Below are 17,932 nucleotides of genomic sequence, written 5' to 3'. Positions count from 1 at the left end.
GATCCTGGCAGAGTAAGTGGACTCCAACAAGGGATTCCGTTGTTGCCATTTGGTTACGCGACGAAATCTGTCGACCAGGTGTCAAGCGGGACGGGAAATGAGCAGACGCGATGTCAGTGGTGGCTGCCAGACTGGCGTGTATGGGGAAACTCGCAACGAGAACCACCGATACGGGGCAGATTGATTCACTTGAGACGCTGACCAGGGAAGTCCGTGCGGGGGCCCGGGTCAAGTACCTGCACTTCTGGGGGCACCGACCACGCCCGGACGGCCGTGTGGGGCCGAGCTGTCTCAGCCAGTGGTGGCCGTCCGCGTTCTCGGTGGACGGCGTGGAGTACGCGACGGCCGAGCACTGGATGATGGCCGCCAAGGCCCGCCTGTTCGAGGACTCGGAGGCGGAGCGCCTGGCTGTCACGGCGGCGAACCCGGCACTGGCGAAGAAGGCCGGCCGGCTCGTGCGCGGTTTCGACGAGGCCGTGTGGGAGCGCGAGCGGTTCGGCATCGTGGTCGAGGGCAGTGTCCACAAGTTCGCCGCGCACAGTGACCTGCGGGGGTTTCTGCTGGGCACGGGCGAGCGGGTGCTGGTGGAGGCGAGCCCGGTGGACCGCGTGTGGGGCATCGGCCTGGCCGCGGACGACGAGGCCGCGATGGATCCCGGCCGGTGGCGGGGGCCGAACCTGCTGGGGTTCGCCCTGATGGCGGCGCGGGAGCGCCTGCGGGCGGGTTAGGCACGCACCGCGCCCCGGAGAGGCGTTTCGCCCGCCGTCGAGACGACTACGGGCGGTCCCGGGAGGTGGGGTGCGGATTCCGCACCCCAACTGCCCGGAACTGCCCGACCGACCCGCTCCTCAGACCTGCTGGGACAGGGAGGTCGAGAAACTGCCGTCGATCTCGTTCGCCGAGCCCTCGTCGCCGAACGCGATGATGAGGACCCCGAACGCCGTGGCGATGACGATGCCGACGGCACCGCAGATGATCCCGGCCAGCGCCTGGCCCGGGTTGGTCGCCTGGCCCCGGCGGGCCCTGCCCCGGGCGATCAGGCCGAAGACCACGGCGAGGATGCCCAGGATGATCGCCAGCGGCCAGAGGCAGAAGAAGACGGCCGAAACAATGCCGACCACGAGGGAGGCCGTGCCCATCCCGTTGCTGGGCTGGGGCCCCATGGGGGCCCAGCCGTAGCCGGGACCGCCGCCGTACATCGGGGGCGCGGAGTACCCGGGGCCGGGGCCGCCGTATCCGGCTTGCGGCGGGTAGCCGTAGCCCGGTCCCGACGGGTAGGGCGGCGGGTAGGCGTACGGGGCCTGTCCGGGGCCGTCGGGCGATATCGGGGGCGGAGGCACCGGCTCGCCGGGCGCGGCGGGCTGGGCGTAGGAGGCCCCCGGGACCGGGGGTGCGAACGGGTTGTCCTGCGGGGTGCCGGCCGGGTGGGCGCCGGGTGCGGCGAAGGGGCCGGCCCAGGGCCGGGGTGTCTGGGGCCCCGAGGTGACCGTGGGGTGGTTGTGGACGGCGGGAGGTGGTGGGGTGGCGTACCCGTTGTTCCAGAACACCGTGCCCCCCGGACCGCCGGGGACGGCCCCCGGGCGAGGTGTGTCCTCCGACGGCGGCGCCCAGGGATCGAACTCGGGGTCAGGACCTGTCGTGTCGGCGGGGGCGGACGGGGCAGGCGGCTTGTCGAGCGGAACCCGCGCGGGTGTGCCGTTCGCGGGGCTGTCGCTGACGGTTTCGCCGGTCGCCGCGCCCTCGGAACTCGCCCCCTCCGCGGGGCCGTTCTCCGGTGACTGCGACGGCTGCGCGGCGTCGGACATGCGTGGGGTCCCCTCGTCGATACGTTCCGTCATGCTACGACCCGCCGATCGCCGGGCGACCGGGCACCTCCGGCATCCCGCCCCGCCCTCCACCTGCCCTCTCCCGCCTCCGGACGGAATCCACGGGCGCCTGTCCGCGCACCCGGCCTACGATGATCCCGAGTCATCGATCAGCCGATCACCCGCGTCCCGCCGACCGTCGCCCGGTCCGGGGCGCCGTTCCCGGGGAGGAACCCTTGACCGACCACCACCAGCGTGCCGCAGCAGGCGACCGTGACCCGCACGCCTTCATCGCCGGGCTGCCCAAGGCCGAACTGCACGTCCACCACGTGGGCTCGGCCTCCCCCCGGATCGTCTCGCAGCTGGCCGCCCGTCACCCCGACTCCGCGGTGCCCACCGATCCCGAGGCACTGGCCGACTTCTTCACGTTCACGGACTTCGCCCACTTCATCAAGGTGTACCTGTCCGTCGTGGACCTCGTCCGCACACCCGAGGACGTGCGGCTGCTGACGTACGAGATCGCCCGCGACATGGCACGGCAGCAGGTCAGGTATGCCGAGCTCACCATCACCCCGTTCTCCTCCGTCCGCCGCGGTATCGACGACCGCGCCTTCATGGACGCGATCGAGGACGCCCGGAAGTCGGCCGAGGCCGACTTCGGAACCGTCCTGCGGTGGTGCTTCGACATTCCGGGCGAGGCCGGGCTCGAATCCGCCGAGGAGACGCTTCGCCTCGCCACCGACGACCGGCTGCGCCCGGAGGGACTGGTGTCGTTCGGGCTCGGCGGGCCCGAGATCGGCGTACCGAGGCCGCAGTTCAAGCCGTACTTCGACCGGGCTATCGCCGCCGGACTGCGGTCCGTGCCGCACGCGGGCGAGACCACCGGCCCGGAGACGGTCTGGGACGCGCTGAACCATCTGCGCGCCGAGCGCATCGGGCACGGGACGAGTTCCGCGCAGGACCCCGAACTGCTCGCCCATCTCGCCGAGCAGCGCATCGCCCTGGAGGTCTGCCCGACCTCCAACATCGCCACGCGCGCGGTCCGCACGCTCGACGAGCACCCCCTCAAGGAGTTCGTGCGGGCCGGCGTCCTCGTCACGATCAACTCCGACGACCCGCCGATGTTCGGCACCGACCTCAACAGCGAGTACGCGGTCGCCGCCCGGCTGCTCGACCTCGACGAGTGGGGTATCGCCGACCTCGCCAAGAACGCTGTCGAGGCATCGTTCCTCGACCCGGCGGGCAAGGCCGCGCTGGCCGCCGAGATCGACACGTACACCTCGGCGTGGCTCGCCCCCTGAGAAACGTCACCGGCCCCGCCCGCGCACAATGGGCCGATGCAGAACGTGACCGCCGTGGCCCATCGCGGCGACCCCTACCGCGCCCGTGAGAACACGATCGACTCGCTGCGTTCCGCGCTCGACCGGGGCGCGGACGCGGTCGAGATCGACGTACGGCTCACCCGCGACGGCGTGCCCGTGCTGCTGCACGACGCGACCCTGAAGCGGCTCTGGGAGCGGGAACGGCCGCTGGCCGTCCTGTCGGCGGCCGAGGTGCGCGGGCTGACGGAGGGCGGGGTGCCGACGCTCGCGGAGGCCCTGGCCGTGACCGAGGGCAGCCGGGTGATGATCGATCTGCCGGGGTCGCCCGATGTGCGGGCGGTGCGGCGGGTGGTGGACGTGGTCCGGGAGTGTGCGGCGGAGGAACGCGTGTACTACTGCGCGGACGCTCCGGCGATGCTGGCGGTGCGCGCGGCGGACCCGTCCGCCGAGATCGCCCTGACCTGGAAGTCCCTCGCGCCGCCGCGGCCCGCCCTGCTGGCCTCGATCCGCCCGCGCTGGCTCAACTACCGTTTCACCCTGGTCGACCGTCAGCTCACGGCACGGGTGCACCGGGGCGGTCAGCTGCTGTCGGTGTGGACTCCGGACACCCGTCGCTCCATGCGCCGGCTGCTGGACGCGGGCGTCGACTCGATCACCACCAACCGGATCGACGCGCTGTGCGCACTGCGGAAGGGATGAGGGCGTCCGGGCCCGTGAGCACGGCGCCCTACAGGCGGGACTTCTGAGCGACCGTCGCCGGGTCGGCCGGGGTGTCCCTGGTGGCGTACTGCGGGACGGGGGTGTCGTCCGTGCCGGTGTCGCGGACCAGTCCGTAGCGGATGGCACCGTCGGGGGGCCCGGTGGTCACGTCTCCCTCCACGTTGTCCCAGGTCGTCGGGAAGACGTTCAGGTTGTAGTCGGCGCCCCGTTCGTTCACGGTGAGGGTGACGCTGCCGTCGACGTAGAAGTACTCGTTCTGCCACATCTGCTGGGTGCCGGCCGGCGGGACACTGTAGCCGGTGGTCGAGCTGCCCATGCCGGTCGCGGAACTGTCGGTGCCGCTGACCCGGTCGTCCATCCGGCGGCCACCGCCGGAGGCCACGTGGAAGAGCTTGCCCTTCAGGCCGGTCCAGGCCGGCATGACCAGACCGCCGGTTCGGTAGTACTGCGTCACGATCTGCCAGCGGACGAGGACATAGCCCTGGCCGGTGAGCGTCACGCCGTCCCCGCGGTGGTTCATGGTGGCGTGCGCACCGCCGGTGCTGGTGATCCCGGCCTCGGGCCGGTGCGGAAGGGCGGCGGGCCGCGCGTTCGGGTCGGGTGCCGTGTCGACGGCGTCGACGACCGTGCCGTACAGGTCCGGCTCGGGGCGGCTCGCCGAGGGCGAGGGTGTCGGCGACGGTGTGGGCGTGGGTGACGGCGACGCCGAGGGGGACGCGGACGGGGAGGGGGGCACGGAGGTGGTGAGTGCCTGGGGCCGAGGACGCGCCGTGGGTGCCGCCACGGCCGGCGGCGGGTTCTTCGCGGGGTACGTGACGACGTAGACGCCGCCCGCGATGATCGTCGCCCCGGCGCTCAGGGCGACGGCCGGCTTGGTCAGGGCGCCGAGCACCTTGCCCGACCAGCCGACGGAGGCGCCGGTGGTCGCGGCGACAGCCGTCTTGCCGCCGAAGGCCAGCGACAGGGTGAACCCGACGGGCACCGGGACCAGCGCGATACCGACGAGGAGCCGTTCCGCCGGTACGACGACCGCTTCGCCGGGGTTCGCGCAGTACGCGCATCCCCTGATGTGCCGGGCCAGCCGTTTGCGCCACACCGAGTCCGGGACACCGTCCCAGCGGGCGGTCGCTTCCCGCAGGTCGGGACAGGCGCCGTCGAGCGCCCGGACGATTCCGCGCGAGGCCTCCAGACGCTCCTTCATCCGCTGGACGCGTACGGCGGTGTGCTGCCGGCTGATACCGACGGCGGCCGCCAGCTCACGGCGGCTGAGTTCGCCCGCGACCTCCAGCCACCACAGCGACAGCAGTTGCCGGTCCTCGTCGTCGAGCCAGCGCACGGCCTCCGCGACCTCCCGCCGCTGCCCCTCCAACTGGAGCCTCAGCACGGTGAGTTCGGCGAAGTCGGCCGCCTCGTCGGCGGTCTCGTCCCGTAGCGCGTCGGTGGGACGGCGGCGGGCTCGGTCCCGGATCTGCCGCATCGCGATCGCGACGAGCCACGACCGGAAGCTGTCCGGGTCACGCAGTGATCCGAGGTTCTCGACGGCCCGCAGCATGGTCTCCTGCACGACGTCGTCGACGTCGGCGTGACCGTTCAGCGCCCGGCCGACGATGTTGTAGACCAGCGGCAGCCAGCCCGCGACCAACTCGTCCAGCGCCCGCCGGTCACCGGCCTGCGCCGCGGCGATGGTGGAGCGCCAGCGCTGCGTGTCCACGGGACCCTTTCGGTGGCGGTGAGGGGGGTGACGGCTGAGGCCGGTGGTCTTCTGCACGCACTCTCAGGCAGGCCGGGGCTGTTGGCTATGTCCCGGATCACAGTGCGGAGACGGCGGACAGGCCACGGGGATAACAGTTTTTCGTCGCCCTTAGGGGACGTCCCCGACAACCCCCTTGCCGGACAGGGCAGTTACTCGGGTTTTCGCCAGGGTCCGATGTCCTCCCCGCTGACGATCCGGCGATCGACGTACGCCCACAGAATGATCAACAACACACCACGTCGACCTCTGGAGCAGCCGCATGCGCACCCGCAGCCGTACGACCGTCATCGCCGCCTCCCTCGTCCTCGCCCTGGGCGCCGCCCCGCTGTCCGCCCCCGCGTTCGCCGCGTCCGGACCCGCGTCGGCGCACTCCACCACGACCGGCCCGGACACCGAGGCCCTGGAGGCCGCGATCGCGGGTCTCCCGGACCAGGACGCCACCGCGGCCGTCGTACGGGTGGGTGGCGAGGGGAGCTGGCACGGTGTCGCCGGGGTGCGCGACCTGAGGACCGGGGCGCCCGCGCTGGAGAACGCGCGGTTCCGGGCCGGTTCGACGACGAAGATCGTGACCGCGGCGCTCGTACTGCGGCTCGCCGCCGAGGGCCGGATCTCCCTGGACGGCACGGTGCAGCAGTATCTGCCCGGGCTACTCACCGAGGATTTCGCGCCCATCACCGTGCGGCAGTTGCTGAACTTCACCAGCGGGCTCCAGCCGGGGGCGTCCTTCGGCGACAGCACCGCCGAGATGTACCCACACCGCTTCGAGACGCTGACGCCCGAGGAGGTCGTGGCCGCGTCGGTCGCCAAGGGCCCGGACCCCGACCACGCACCCGGCGAGCACCAGGACTACGGCAACATCCACTACACCGTGCTCGCCATGCTGGTCGAGAAGGTCACCGGCGACTCGTACGCCCACCAGGCGGCCGTACGGATCTTCCGTCCGCTCGGTATGCGGCACACGTCGTTCCCCGACGGCCCCGACCCCCGTATCCACGGTCCCCACAACCGGGGATACGAATGGATCGACGGCGAGCTGGTGGACGTGACCGACTGGAACATGTCCGACCGATGGGCGGCCGGTGACATGATCTCGACGACCGCGGACCTCGAACGGCTGCTGAGGGGCGTGTTCAGCGGCCGGGTCGTACCCGAGCCACAGCTGAAGGAGATGTTCGCGGTACCGGCCGTGCCGGGCGCCACGATGGGCGCACCGTTCTCGCCGTTCAAGGTGAACGGCCGGACGGTCTGGGCCAAGACCGGATCCCGCCCCGGCTATCACACGGTTGTCGCGGCCACCCGCGATCTGTCCCGGACCGTGGTCTACTCCGTCAACTCGACCGACGCACGCAGCGACGGCGAGGCCATCGCCCGGCGTTTCGCCTTCCCCGCGTTCAACCGCTGACAACGGCGCCGGCGCCGGCCGGAGGCGTCGCCGTCAGCGCCTCCAGCCGCTTGATCCGCTTCCGGACGACGTACAGCGGGATCACCCCGAACACCCCGAACGACATGTCGATCACCGTCCACCAGAACGGAATTCCCCGGATCGGCCCGCAGATCAGCGCGAGCGGCACGATCCCCGTGCAGGCGATCATCCCGAACTCGACGACCCAGATGTTGCGTACGGGGTCGCGGTAGGGCCCGTAGAAGGCGACCGCGATGACGAGATGGGCGAAGGCGAGCCAGTCCGTGCCGTAGAGGACGAACGGGTAGCGCTCGTCGGTGGCGTCGAGTCCCTCGCGTACCCGCTGGATCCACTCCATCGCCCCGGGAAGGTACTCGGGTACGGACAGGGCCCTCAACAGGCTCTCGGTCCAGCGCAGTTCGTGGACGAGGGGGAAGGCCGTGGCGCCACTGAGCACCAGACACACGACGAAGAGGACCAACCAGGCGCGAATGCCCTTGAGCAGGGCGGCTCTGTCGCTCATGAGGGCAGCATACGCTCCGGTTGAACACGTTCAAAAACACTTGTGCACGCCTCGCACCAGGCGTGACACGCACGCGGCCCCGGACGGAGCACTCCCGTCCGGGGCCGCGCGTTTGTCAGGGGCAGCCGTCAGCCGCCGAGCGACGTCATGACGTGCTTGATCCGCGTGTAGTCGTCGAAGCCGTACCCCGAGAGGTCCTTGCCGTAGCCGGACTTCTTGAAGCCGCCGTGGGGCATCTCCGCGACCAGCGGGATGTGGGTGTTGATCCACACACAGCCGAAGTCCAGCACCTTCGACATCCGCATCGCGCGCGCGTGGTCCTTCGTCCAGACCGACGACGCGAGGGCGTAGTCCACGCCGTTGGCCCACCCCACGGCCTGCGCCTCGTCCGTGAAGGACTGGACGGTGATGACCGGGCCGAAGACCTCGTTCTGGATGATCTCGTCATCCTGCTTCAGGCCCGACACGACCGTCGCGGCGTAGAAGTAGCCGACGTCACCGACCCGGTGGCCGCCCGCCTCCACCTTCGCGTGCGCGGGCAGCCGCTCGATGAACCCGGAGACCTGCTTGAGCTGGTTGGGGTTGTTGAGCGGCCCGTACAGCACGTCCTCGTCGTCCGGCTGCCCGGTCTTCGTCTCGGCGGCGGCCTTGGCGAGGGCGGCGACGAACTCGTCGTGGATGGACTCCTGGACCAGAACGCGCGTGGCCGCCGTACAGTCCTGGCCCGCGTTGAAGAAGCCCGCGACCGAGATGTCCTCGACGGCCTTGGCGATGTCGGTGTCCTCGAAGACGACGACCGGCGCCTTGCCGCCCAGCTCCAGGTGCACGCGCTTGAGGTCCTTCGACGCGGACTCGGCTACCTGCATACCGGCCCGCACCGAACCGGTGATCGACGCCATCGCCGGTGTCGGGTGCTCCACCATCAGCCGGCCGGTGTCACGGTCGCCGGTGACGACGTTGAAGACGCCCTTGGGCAGGATCGAACCGATGATCTCCGCCATGAGGACCGTGGACGCGGGCGTCGTGTCCGACGGCTTCAGCACGACCGTGTTGCCGGCCGCGATCGCCGGGGCGAACTTCCACACGGCCATCATCATCGGGTAGTTCCAGGGCGCGACCTGCGCGCAGACCCCGACCGGCTCGCGCCGGACGATCGACGTCATCCCGTCCATGTACTCGCCGGCGCTGCGCCCCTCCAGCATCCGGGCGGCGCCCGCGAAGAAGCGGATCTGGTCCACCATCGGCGGGATCTCCTCGGACCTGGTGAGCCCGATCGGCTTGCCGGTGTTCTCCACCTCGGCCGCGATGAGCTCCTCGGCGCGCTGTTCGAACGCGTCGGCGATCTGGAGGAGGTACTTCTGCCGCTTGGCCGGCGTCTCGTCCCGCCAGGCGGGGAACGCGGCGGCGGCCGCCGCCATGGCGGCGTCGACGTCCGGCTGCCCGGACAGCGGCGCGGTCGCGTACGCCTCGCCCGTCACGGGGTTGACCACCTCGGTGGTCCTCCCGTCGGCGGCGTCCCGGAACTCACCATCGATGTAGTTGCGCAGACGACGCAGCTCGGTGCTCACTGCCGGCCCTCCAGGTTCGGATGTCGATCGACTCGGCGGTCGACCGGCTCGGTGTCCATTGACTGAGACACCCACCCTATTCCGGAGTCCGACGTTTTCAACACCCCCGATGCCCCGCAAGCTGCGAAATCCGCAAGACAGGCGTCCATGAACAACGAATTTCATCGATCCAGCCTTGCGAAACCGTCGACTCCTCGTGCACAGTGAGCGCGTGGCCAGTCGAAGCGCAGAGCACAGGGACTCCCGCGAGTCCAGGAACGGCACCCCCCAGCTGGACGCCGTCTCCCTCGGCATCATCGAGCAGCTCCAGGAGGACGGCCGCAGACCGTACGCGGCGATCGGCAAGGCGGTCGGCCTCTCGGAGGCGGCCGTACGCCAGCGCGTCCAGAAGCTGCTCGACCAGGGCGTGATGCAGATCGTCGCGGTCACGGACCCGCTCACCGTGGGTTTCCGCAGGCAGGCCATGGTCGGCGTCAACGTCGACGGCGACCTCGACCCCGTGGCCGACGCCCTGAGCGCCATGTCGGAAGTCGAGTACGTGGTGATGACAGCGGGCTCCTTCGACATCCTCGCCGAGATCGTCTGCGAGGACGACGACCACCTGCTGGACGTCATCAACAAACGCATACGGGCGCTGCCCGGCGTGCGCTCCACCGAAAGCTTCGTCTACCTCAAGCTCAAGAAGCAGACCTACATGTGGGGAACCCGATAACCGTGACGACCACCGACAGCCACAGCTCCAAGGACCTCAGCCGCACCGCGTACGACCACCTGTGGATGCACTTCACCCGCATGTCGTCGTACGAGAACGCCCCCGTCCCGACGATCGTCCGCGGCGAGGGCACGCACATCTTCGACGACAAGGGCAAGCGCTACCTCGACGGTCTCGCGGGCCTGTTCGTGGTCCAGGCCGGCCACGGCCGCGTGGAGCTCGCCGAGGCGGCGTTCAAGCAGGCGCAGGAGCTGGCGTTCTTCCCCGTGTGGTCGTACGCCCACCCGAAGGCCGTGGAACTGGCGGAACGGCTGGCCGGCCACGCGCCCGGTGACCTCAACAAGGTCTTCTTCACCACCGGTGGCGGCGAGGCCGTCGAGACCGCCTGGAAGCTGGCCAAGCAGTACTTCAAGCTGGTCGGCAAGCCCACCAAGTACAAGGTCATCTCCCGCGCCGTCGCCTACCACGGCACCCCCCAGGGCGCCCTGTCCATCACCGGACTGCCCGCCCTGAAGGCTCCTTTCGAGCCGCTGGTGCCCGGCGCCCACAAGGTCCCGAACACCAACATCTACCGCGCCCCGATCCACGGCGACGACCCGGAGGCGTACGGCCGCTGGGCCGCCGACCAGATCGAGCAGGAGATCCTCTTCGAGGGCGCGGACACGGTGGCCGCCGTCTTCCTGGAGCCGGTCCAGAACGCGGGCGGCTGCTTCCCGCCCCCGCCCGGCTACTTCCAGCGGGTCCGCGAGATCTGCGACCGCCATGACGTCCTGCTCGTCTCGGACGAGGTCATCTGCGCCTTCGGCCGCCTCGGCACGATGTTCGCCTGCGACAAGTTCGACTACGTACCGGACATGATCACCTGCGCCAAGGGCATGACCTCGGGCTACTCCCCGATCGGCGCCTGCATCATCTCGGACCGTCTCGCCGAGCCGTTCTACCAGGGCGACAACACCTTCCTGCACGGCTACACCTTCGGCGGCCACCCGGTGTCGGCGGCCGTGGGCCTGGCCAACCTCGACCTGTTCGAGCGCGAGAACCTCAACCAGCATGTGCTGGACAACGAGGGCGCGTTCCGCTCGACCCTGGAGAAGCTGCACGACCTGCCGATCGTCGGTGACGTCCGCGGCAACGGCTTCTTCTACGGCATCGAGCTGGTCAAGGACAAGGCGACCAAGGAGTCCTTCGACGCGGAGGAGACGGAACGCGTCCTCTACGGCTTCCTCTCCAAGGCCCTCTTCGAGAACGGCCTGTACTGCCGTGCCGACGACCGCGGCGACCCGGTCGTCCAGCTCGCCCCGCCGCTGATCTCGAACCAGGAGACGTTCGACGAGATCGAACAGATCCTGCGCGCGACGCTGACGGAGGCGTGGACGAAGCTGTAGAGCTCCGCCGGCCGCCCGATCGTCATCCGCGGGTCCGTCGTGGCTGGTCGCGCGGTTCCCCGCGCCCCTTCGGGGCGCGGGGAACCTGCATCCGTTCGAGTGGGAAGGGTGCACCCGCGCCGCGTGCTCTCCGGCGTTCCCGGCCCGGTTCCCTAGCGTGCCCTGTAACCGATCGGCCCTGTCTTCGTTCCCCCGCACGGGGGATGGACTCAGGGAATTACGGATCTGAACGAGGTGTACGCCCATGGTGGCCCCGCCGGACAACGACGTGCTCTGGGCACGCGCCCTGCACTACCAGCACAACGACGGCTCGCCGGCGCTGAGCGGCGTCTCGCTCGGTGTCCGGGAGGGCGAGATCCTCGCCGTCAGCGGCCCGCGCGGCAGCGGCAAGACGACCCTGCTGCGCTGCCTCTCGGGCCTGGTACGACCGCTGCGGGGCGAGGTCTGGTTCAACAGCGTGCCCGTGCACACGATGGGCCCGCTCACCCGTGAACGGCTGCGCCGCGACCGGTTCGGCTGGATCGACCCGGCCCCGGTCCTCGTACCGGAACTGAACGTCTGGGAGAACGCGGCCCTGCCGCTCATGCTGCGCGGCACGAGCCGCCGACGCGCCAAGACGGCGGCCCTGGAGTGGCTGGAACGCCTGGACATCGGCGACCGGGCCCGCAAACGCCCCTGCGAACTGCGTCAGTCCGAACGTCAGCGCGTCTCGATCGCCCGCGCGCTCGCCCCGGGCCCCACGGTCCTCTTCGCCGACGAGCCCACGGCGCCCCTCTACCAGGCGGACCGGGCGCACGTCCTGCGGACGCTGACGACAGCGGCCCGCTCGCACGGCATCACAGTGGTCCTCGCGACACACGACGCGGACACGGCGGCGCTCGCGGACCGCACGGTCTCGCTGCTCGACGGGCGGCGCGTGCACACCGTCCACCTGCCGCCGGTCACCACGAACGACACGGAGACCGGGGCCGGAACCGAAACCGGGACAGGAACCGGGACCGACGCGGAAGGCCGGGCCGCGTGCTCGCTCTCCGTCTAGCCCGCGGCGCCCACCCGGGCGTCCAGCTGCGGCGCCTCCTGGTCGCGACGGCGTCGGCCGCCACGGGTTTCCTGCTCCTGGGCACCCTGGGCCACGCCCTCGTCCACCAGCACACCCCCGGCGGCTCGGCCCTGCGCCTGGCCTGGTGCCTGGCCCCCCTGGCGGCCACGGTCTATTTCGCGGTGACGGTGGCCCGCACGGACCCCGGGACCAGACCGCGCCCCGGGCTGGCGGCGATCGGCCTGGGCCCGGCCCGGCTGATGGCCGTCGCGGCCACGACGACGGTCCTGTCCTGCACCCTGGGTTCGATGCTGGCCCTGCTGCTCTTCCTCCACCTGCGGGGCGACCTGACGGGCATGCCGTTCGACGGCGACGCGGCGGACTTCCTGGCCGCCGACCGCCCGCTCCCCCTCCCGGCCGCCCTGACGCTGCTGACTCTGGTCCCGGTGGCGGCGTCCGTCTCGGTCGCCCTTACCCTGCGGCCGACGGACACCCGCCCGGCACCGGGCAAGGGCACCCGCCTGCGGAGGTACGGCCGGTTCGGAGCGGAGGGCGCCCGGAGCACCCGGGAGACGCTCGGCGCGTACGGACGGTTCGGTGCCCAGCTGCGCCTCACACCCCGTCCGGCTCCGGACAGCGCGCCCGGCACTTCGGAGCCGGCCCCCGGCACCGCCGAAACCTCGGACCAGGACACCGGCCCGGCCGCCGACCCCGCCGACCTCGCCACGACCGACCCGCACGCGCTCCCCGCCCCACGCCCCACTCCCCGAGGCCTCCCCTGGGGCATCGCCGTGCTCGCGGCCGGCCTCGCCGTGGAGGCGTACGCCGCCCGCGCCCCCCACACCCGCCTCGCCATGCCCGGCGGAGTCACCGGCAGCCCCGCCGCCGTACTCGTCGGCTGGGCCCTCACTGCCCTGGGGCTCGCCCTGGCCGGACCCGGCCTCACCCATTTCTGCGGTCGCCTCCTCCAGGCGGTCCGCCCCGGCGCCCTCCGGCTGCTCGCCGGCCGCGTCCTGATGGAGGAGGCGACCCGTATCGGCCGCCCCCTGGGCGTCGTCTGCGCCGTGGCATCGGGCGCGTACGCCATGGCCGCGTTGTACGACGACGCCGCCGACGACCCGTCCCTCGGCCCTCTCACCGCCCTGGGCGCCCTGGTCGTGGTGGGCTGCGCCGTCGCCACGCTCCTCACGGCCGCCGCCGAGGCCAGACACGCCCGCGCCGACACCACCGCCGCCCTGCTCCGCCTGGGCGCACCGGCCACCACCCTGCGTACCGCCGCGGGCCTGCGCGCCGCCGCCCTCCTCGCCCTGTTCGCCCCGCTGACCTTCCTGATCGCGGAGTTGGCGGCGCTGCCGCTGACCGCCTGAGAACCCGTACGAAAAAAATCTGTACGCACCGATGAGTTCCGAACAGTCCGCGGGTCTACCCCACCGAACAGCACCACACCGACGGGAGAGACCCTCATGAGCGAGTACCAGCAGATGATCTTCGTGAACCTGGCCGTCAGCGACGTCGACGCCTCGAAGAAGTTCTTCACCGAGCTCGGATACACGATCAACCCGCAGTTCACGACGGACGACTGCGCCTGTGTCGTGATCAGCGACACCATCGTCGCGATGCTGCTGAGCAGGTCGCGCTACGCCGACTTCACGAAGAAGGAGATCGCGGACTCGACGAAGACCAGCGAGGTCCTCATCTGTCTGAGCGCCGAGAGCCGCGCCAAGGTCGACGAGCTGGTCGACGGAGCGCTCGCGGCGGGCGGCACCGAGCCGCGCGAGGCGCAGGACTACGGCCAGATGTACGGTCGCGCGTTCGACGACCTCGACGGCCACACCTGGGAGGTCATGTGGATGGACCCGGCGGCCGTCCAGGGCTGACGGTGCCCGTGCTTACATGGGCGGGTGCAGACGAGCCCCGCCCATGCGGCCCACCACGACGACCGTGAGATCGAGACGCTCCAGGAGTTCGACGCGGTCGTGTCGGCCCGCGGCACCCTCGCCGGGTTCCGCGTCCAGGCCGTCGATCTGACGGACCGTACGAAGGAACTGCTCAGCAGCAGCGCCGTCGGCGCCGTCTTCCTCGGTTGCCCGATGCGTCCGGACGCGGCGGCGAAGATCCGCGTGGACGGCGCCCTGGTCTTCCCGCCGGTCCCGGACCTGCCCTTCGACCCGTACCGCGCCCATCTCTACTCGCCGGACGAGTTGTTCGCCGGGCTCGACGACGGCTACGAGCGGACCCCGGACGCCCTCGGGTACGCCTGGTTCCGGCGCACCAAGGCCGACGGTGACATCTTCGCCTCGATGCTGCGCTCCGTCCACGACGACGCCGTCTCCGACGCCCTCGACGAACTCCTGCGCCAGGCACGGGTGGTGGGGGTGATGGGGGGTCACGCGATGGCACGTGGCACGCGGGAGTACGCCGGTGCCGCGCGCCTGGGGCGCGAGCTGACGCGCGCCGGGTTCACCGTGGCCACCGGCGGCGGCCCGGGCGCGATGGAGGCCGCGAACCTCGGCGCGTACGCGGCCCCGTTCGAGGACGCCATGCTCGACGAGGCGTGCCGACTCCTCGCAGGGGCGCCGTCGTTCACACCCTCCATCACCGACTGGGCGCGGGCGGCCTTCGAGGTCCGCGCGCGCTGGCCCGAGGGGGCCGGCTCGGTGGGCATCCCGACCTGGTTCTACGGGCACGAACCGCCCAACGCCTTCGCCTCGCACATCGCCAAGTACTTCGCCAACGCCACCCGTGAGGACGGGCTGCTGGCCCGCTCGAACGCCGGGATCGTCTTCCTGCCGGGCGCCGCCGGGACCGTACAGGAGATCTTCGACAACGCGACCCCGAACTACTACCAGTCGCGCGGCGAGCCCACGCCGATGGTCCTGGTGGACCGCGTCCACTGGACCGAGCGGCTGCCCGCCTGGCCACTGCTCCAATCCCTGGCACGGGAACGGGCGATGGAGGACCGAATCGCCCTGGTCGACCGGATTGAGGACGCTCCGGAGGCTTTGAAACGCCTCGGCGGTTAACGGGTAGGCAAAGACCGATGCCTGGAGCCTGCATACAGATTGACAGCCCTTATGCTGCGCTTATAAACCTGTGAGACTCGTGGGGGTGACGAGGTGATGAGGTCTCTTCACTCCCTCCACCCCCCTCAGTTGTGCATCCCGTGAAGGGCAACCGTGTCCATATCTTTCCGTACCGCGCGAACCGTGCGCATCCTCGGTGTTGCCTCCGCCTCGGCCGCGCTCGCGCTGGGCGTCGCGGGCAACGCGCTCGCCTGCAACATCACTGAGTTCTCCGCCGTCGCCAAGTGCGACGGCGAAAAGGGCGTCATCAGCGTCACCGACAAGGACGCATCGGGCACCCCCGCCACAGTCACCGTGTACCTGGGCGAGAAGCTCATCGGCACCCAGGACGTCGTCGGCAGCCGTGAGGGCGTCACCGTCGACTTCTCGGAGGACTGGGCGCCGAACACGACGTACCGCGTCCACGTCCAGGCCGACCGCGCTCGCCTCGACGAGGACATCAAGGGCGGCGTGACCACCCCGGACGAGGCCTGCAAGACGGAGCCGACGCCGACCCCGACCCCGACCCCGTCGGCTTCGCAGCCGGAGGAGTCCGCCACGCCGACCCCGTCGGCCTCGGAGCCCGAGGAGTCGGCCACCCCGACCCCCTCGGCCGACGAGAGCACCCCGGGCGCCCCCGCGGACAGCGTTCCGACGCCCGCGGGCGGTAGCTCCAACCTCGCCGAGACCGGCGCCAGCTCGAACACCGGTGTGATCGCCGGTATCGCGGCTGCCCTGGTCGCCGTCGGCGGCGGCGCCGTCTTCTTCGGCCTGCGCCGTCGTGGGGCGTCCAGCAACTGACGCTCCGCTAGCCGTATCCGCAGTACCCGGCTGTACGTTGTGGCCCGTCTCCTGGAAAGCACCATCAGGGGGCGGGCCACTCCGCTGTCGCCGTCAGCCGAAGGTGGCCCGCGCCAGCCAGAACTCCAGCGGCTCACGGTCCCCGAGGATTTCCAACCGCGGGCTGTCCAGCGGCAGTCGACGGTAGAAGGCGAGCATGACGTCGGTGAGCGGGCCGCGCAGGGCGACCGTCGCCTTCTCATGATCACGCCGCCAGACGAGACCGTCCTCGGCGAGCTCGACGAACCACTCGGCATTCAACTCGGGTTCGCTGTCCGTGGAATGCAGATGGATGCTGCGCCCCGGCCCGCGCAGTTCGTTCGCCGGATCGGCCGGATCGGCCCGTTGCACGAACTCGACGATCTGCGGCCACTCGTCGATAGTGTCGGCGGCGATGTCGGCCGCGACCTCGTACGGCAGCCCGGCGGCGAGCGTCGCGTCCGCGCGGTGGACGGTGACCTCGTGGGCCATCCGACGCGCCCACGACCACACGCCGACGTCGGGCCCGGCCGCACGCAGGGTGCCGACCAGCGGCACCCGATCCTCCTCGACATCCGCCTCGGCCCACTTGCACACACCAGCGGTTACACCCAGCCCAGGCGGAACCTCTCCAGCCGGTCGGACCCTCTTCAGCGCCGGCCGGCACCATCCAGCCCGTCCGGCGTTTGAGGACGAGGCCCCTTCAGGGCCGACAGCGGGGGTCTGGGGGCGCAGCCCCCAGTGGGGGTCCCCCCTCTGGGGGAGGGACGGGTAGGGGCGGCGGGGGCGAGAACAACGGGCCCCTCACCCCAGCACGACGATTTCGGCCGCGTCGAAGGCCACCCCGACCTCGTCCCCCGGCGCCGGCGCCTCACGCAACGCGCACGCCGCCTCCAGCCGGGGCGCACCCTCGGGCTGGAGCTGTACGGCGACATGCGTACCCCGGAAGGTACGCGCGGTCACGGCGCAGCGCAGGCCCTCCTCGGCGGGCACCAGACGTACACCGGCGGGCCGTACGAGCAGTGTGCGCGGCCCCTGTTCAGCGCCCTCGGGGACCGGAATCTTGCCCCAGGGGGTGTCGGCGACCTGCCCGCTCACCGTGGCCTCGACGACGTTGTCGAAGCCGAGGAAGCGTGCCACGAACTCGTCGGCGGGCTGCTGCCAGACCTCAAGTGGGGTACCGGACTGGGCGATTCGCCCGTCACGCATCACGATCACCCGGTCGGCGAGGGCGAAGGCCTCGCCCTGGTCGTGGGTGACGGCGAGCACGGTGGTGCCCAACCGACCGAACAGTTCCCTCAGTTCGACGACGAGCCGCTCGCGCAGCGAGCGGTCCAGCTGGCCGAGCGGTTCGTCGAGCATCAGCAGCCGGGGGCGCGGCGCGAGGGCACGGGCGAGGGCGACGCGCTGCTGTTCCCCGCCGGAGAGCGCGGCGACGGCCCGTCCGGCGGCCCCCGGCAGCCCGACCATGTCCAGCAACTCCCGCACCCGCTCCCCTTGTTGCCCCTTGGGTACGTGGTGCATGCGCAGCCCGAAGGCGACGTTGCCGCCGACGTCCCGCTGCGGGAACAGCTGGTGATCCTGGAACATCAGGCCCACCTCCCGCCTGTGCGCGGGCACCCCGGCGAGATCCCGGCCGTCGAGCGACACCCGCCCCGCGTCCAGGGGTTGGAGTCCGGCGACCGCCCGCAGCAACGTCGACTTTCCGCTGCCGCTGGGCCCGAGCACGCACACGATCTCGTGCTCGTCGACATCGAGGGCGACGCCGTCGAGCACGGCCCGAGCCCCGAACCGTACGGTCGCTCCGTCGAGACTGAGCATG

The 17,932-nt window shown here is 71.1% G+C and carries 16 protein-coding genes and 1 pseudogene; 11 read left to right on the top strand and 6 right to left on the bottom strand.

The window, feature by feature from the left end:
• Positions 1-110: 110 nt before the first annotated feature.
• Positions 111-728, top strand: coding sequence for an NADAR family protein (locus PV734_RS26010; RefSeq protein ID WP_415924267.1), 618 nt, complete (start codon positions 111-113; stop codon positions 726-728).
• 120 nt (positions 729-848) lie between these two features.
• Here PV734_RS26010 and PV734_RS26005 read toward each other — a convergent pair whose 3' ends face one another.
• Positions 849-1,838, bottom strand: coding sequence for a DUF4190 domain-containing protein (locus PV734_RS26005; protein ID WP_319095161.1), 990 nt, complete (start codon positions 1,836-1,838; stop codon positions 849-851).
• 203 nt (positions 1,839-2,041) lie between these two features.
• Here PV734_RS26005 and PV734_RS26000 point away from each other — a divergent pair, with 203 nt between their 5' ends.
• A complete protein-coding gene (locus tag PV734_RS26000; RefSeq protein ID WP_319095160.1) occupies positions 2,042-3,106 on the top strand; it encodes an adenosine deaminase in 1,065 nt (354 codons plus the stop codon).
• 36 nt (positions 3,107-3,142) lie between these two features.
• Positions 3,143-3,826, top strand: coding sequence for a glycerophosphodiester phosphodiesterase (locus tag PV734_RS25995; RefSeq protein ID WP_319095159.1), 684 nt, complete (start codon positions 3,143-3,145; stop codon positions 3,824-3,826).
• A 28-nt stretch (positions 3,827-3,854) separates the two neighbouring features.
• Here the strand turns inward: PV734_RS25995 and PV734_RS25990 are convergent, their stop codons facing one another.
• Positions 3,855-5,558 (bottom strand): sigma-70 family RNA polymerase sigma factor, encoded by a 1,704-nt coding sequence (locus PV734_RS25990; RefSeq protein ID WP_319292128.1) that lies wholly within the window; start codon positions 5,556-5,558, stop codon positions 3,855-3,857.
• Positions 5,559-5,859: 301 nt separating this feature from the next.
• On the opposite strand from PV734_RS25990, the gene PV734_RS25985 reads away from it, so the two are divergent.
• Positions 5,860-7,002 (top strand): serine hydrolase domain-containing protein, encoded by a 1,143-nt coding sequence (locus PV734_RS25985; RefSeq protein WP_319095157.1) that lies wholly within the window; start codon positions 5,860-5,862, stop codon positions 7,000-7,002.
• On the opposite strand, the gene PV734_RS25980 is transcribed toward PV734_RS25985, so the two are convergent.
• Together PV734_RS25980 and PV734_RS25975 are read right to left on the bottom strand one after the other, a co-directional pair.
• Positions 6,992-7,525 carry a hypothetical protein gene (locus PV734_RS25980; RefSeq protein WP_319095156.1) on the bottom strand — a complete coding sequence of 178 codons (534 nt, stop codon included), beginning with the start codon at positions 7,523-7,525 and terminating at the stop codon, positions 6,992-6,994. The genes PV734_RS25985 and PV734_RS25980 overlap by 11 nt on opposite strands.
• Before the next feature lie 128 nt (positions 7,526-7,653).
• Positions 7,654-9,093: a gamma-aminobutyraldehyde dehydrogenase gene (locus PV734_RS25975; protein ID WP_319095155.1), complete on the bottom strand. Its 1,440-nt coding sequence runs from the start codon at positions 9,091-9,093 to the stop codon at positions 7,654-7,656.
• A 196-nt stretch (positions 9,094-9,289) separates the two neighbouring features.
• On the opposite strand from PV734_RS25975, the gene PV734_RS25970 reads away from it, so the two are divergent.
• From PV734_RS25970 to PV734_RS25940, 7 genes are all read left to right on the top strand, one after another.
• Entirely contained in the window at positions 9,290-9,805 is a 516-nt protein-coding gene (locus PV734_RS25970) for an Lrp/AsnC family transcriptional regulator (protein WP_319095154.1), read from the top strand.
• The gene (locus PV734_RS25965) at positions 9,790-11,190 is read left to right on the top strand and encodes an aspartate aminotransferase family protein (RefSeq protein ID WP_319292125.1); all 1,401 of its coding nucleotides are present in this window, start codon (positions 9,790-9,792) and stop codon (positions 11,188-11,190) included. Before PV734_RS25970 ends, PV734_RS25965 begins: the two co-directional genes overlap by 16 nt.
• A 244-nt stretch (positions 11,191-11,434) precedes the next feature.
• Positions 11,435-12,229: an ABC transporter ATP-binding protein gene (locus tag PV734_RS25960; RefSeq protein WP_319095152.1), complete on the top strand. Its 795-nt coding sequence runs from the start codon at positions 11,435-11,437 to the stop codon at positions 12,227-12,229.
• Positions 12,211-13,596, top strand: a complete 1,386-nt coding sequence (locus tag PV734_RS25955; protein ID WP_319292122.1) for a hypothetical protein — start codon at positions 12,211-12,213, stop codon at positions 13,594-13,596. Before PV734_RS25960 ends, PV734_RS25955 begins: the two co-directional genes overlap by 19 nt.
• A gap of 96 nt (positions 13,597-13,692) precedes the next feature.
• Positions 13,693-14,106, top strand: a complete 414-nt coding sequence (locus PV734_RS25950) for a VOC family protein (protein ID WP_319292120.1) — start codon at positions 13,693-13,695, stop codon at positions 14,104-14,106.
• Positions 14,107-14,130: 24 nt separating this feature from the next.
• Complete coding sequence (locus PV734_RS25945; RefSeq protein ID WP_319292117.1) at positions 14,131-15,252, top strand: Rossmann fold nucleotide-binding protein; 1,122 nt, start codon at positions 14,131-14,133, stop codon at positions 15,250-15,252.
• 153 nt (positions 15,253-15,405) lie between these two features.
• Positions 15,406-16,092 carry an LAETG motif-containing sortase-dependent surface protein gene (locus PV734_RS25940; RefSeq protein WP_319095148.1) on the top strand — a complete coding sequence of 229 codons (687 nt, stop codon included), beginning with the start codon at positions 15,406-15,408 and terminating at the stop codon, positions 16,090-16,092.
• A gap of 93 nt (positions 16,093-16,185) precedes the next feature.
• Here the strand turns inward: PV734_RS25940 and PV734_RS25935 are convergent.
• Both PV734_RS25935 and PV734_RS25930 read right to left on the bottom strand, forming a co-directional pair.
• A pseudogene (locus PV734_RS25935) lies at positions 16,186-16,731 on the bottom strand (hypothetical protein); the annotation flags it as partial.
• 183 nt (positions 16,732-16,914) lie between these two features.
• Positions 16,915-17,931 (bottom strand): ABC transporter ATP-binding protein, encoded by a 1,017-nt coding sequence (locus tag PV734_RS25930; protein ID WP_319292113.1) that lies wholly within the window; start codon positions 17,929-17,931, stop codon positions 16,915-16,917.
• Position 17,932: the final 1 nt, after the last annotated feature.

It is taken from the genome of Streptomyces sp. AK08-02 (genome assembly GCF_033795085.1).
Classification (GTDB): domain Bacteria; phylum Actinomycetota; class Actinomycetes; order Streptomycetales; family Streptomycetaceae; genus Streptomyces; species Streptomyces echiniscabiei.
Note: the sequence above shows the minus strand (reverse complement) of the source record. Positions and strands in the feature narration are given on the sequence as shown.

Excerpts from the sequence above, each read along its gene's own strand:
- PV734_RS25950 (WP_319292120.1), top strand. The coding sequence starts at position 13,693 with ATGAGCGAGTACCAGCAGATGATCTTCGTGAACCTGGCCGTCAGCGAC.
- PV734_RS26010 (WP_415924267.1), top strand. The coding sequence starts at position 111 with ATGTCAGTGGTGGCTGCCAGACTGGCGTGTATGGGGAAACTCGCAACG.
- PV734_RS26005 (WP_319095161.1), bottom strand. The coding sequence starts at position 1,838 with ATGACGGAACGTATCGACGAGGGGACCCCACGCATGTCCGACGCCGCG.
- PV734_RS25985 (WP_319095157.1), top strand. The coding sequence starts at position 5,860 with ATGCGCACCCGCAGCCGTACGACCGTCATCGCCGCCTCCCTCGTCCTC.
- PV734_RS25960 (WP_319095152.1), top strand. The coding sequence starts at position 11,435 with ATGGTGGCCCCGCCGGACAACGACGTGCTCTGGGCACGCGCCCTGCAC.
- PV734_RS25995 (WP_319095159.1), top strand. The coding sequence starts at position 3,143 with ATGCAGAACGTGACCGCCGTGGCCCATCGCGGCGACCCCTACCGCGCC.
- PV734_RS25980 (WP_319095156.1), bottom strand. The coding sequence starts at position 7,525 with ATGAGCGACAGAGCCGCCCTGCTCAAGGGCATTCGCGCCTGGTTGGTC.
- PV734_RS25930 (WP_319292113.1), bottom strand. The coding sequence starts at position 17,931 with ATGCTCAGTCTCGACGGAGCGACCGTACGGTTCGGGGCTCGGGCCGTG.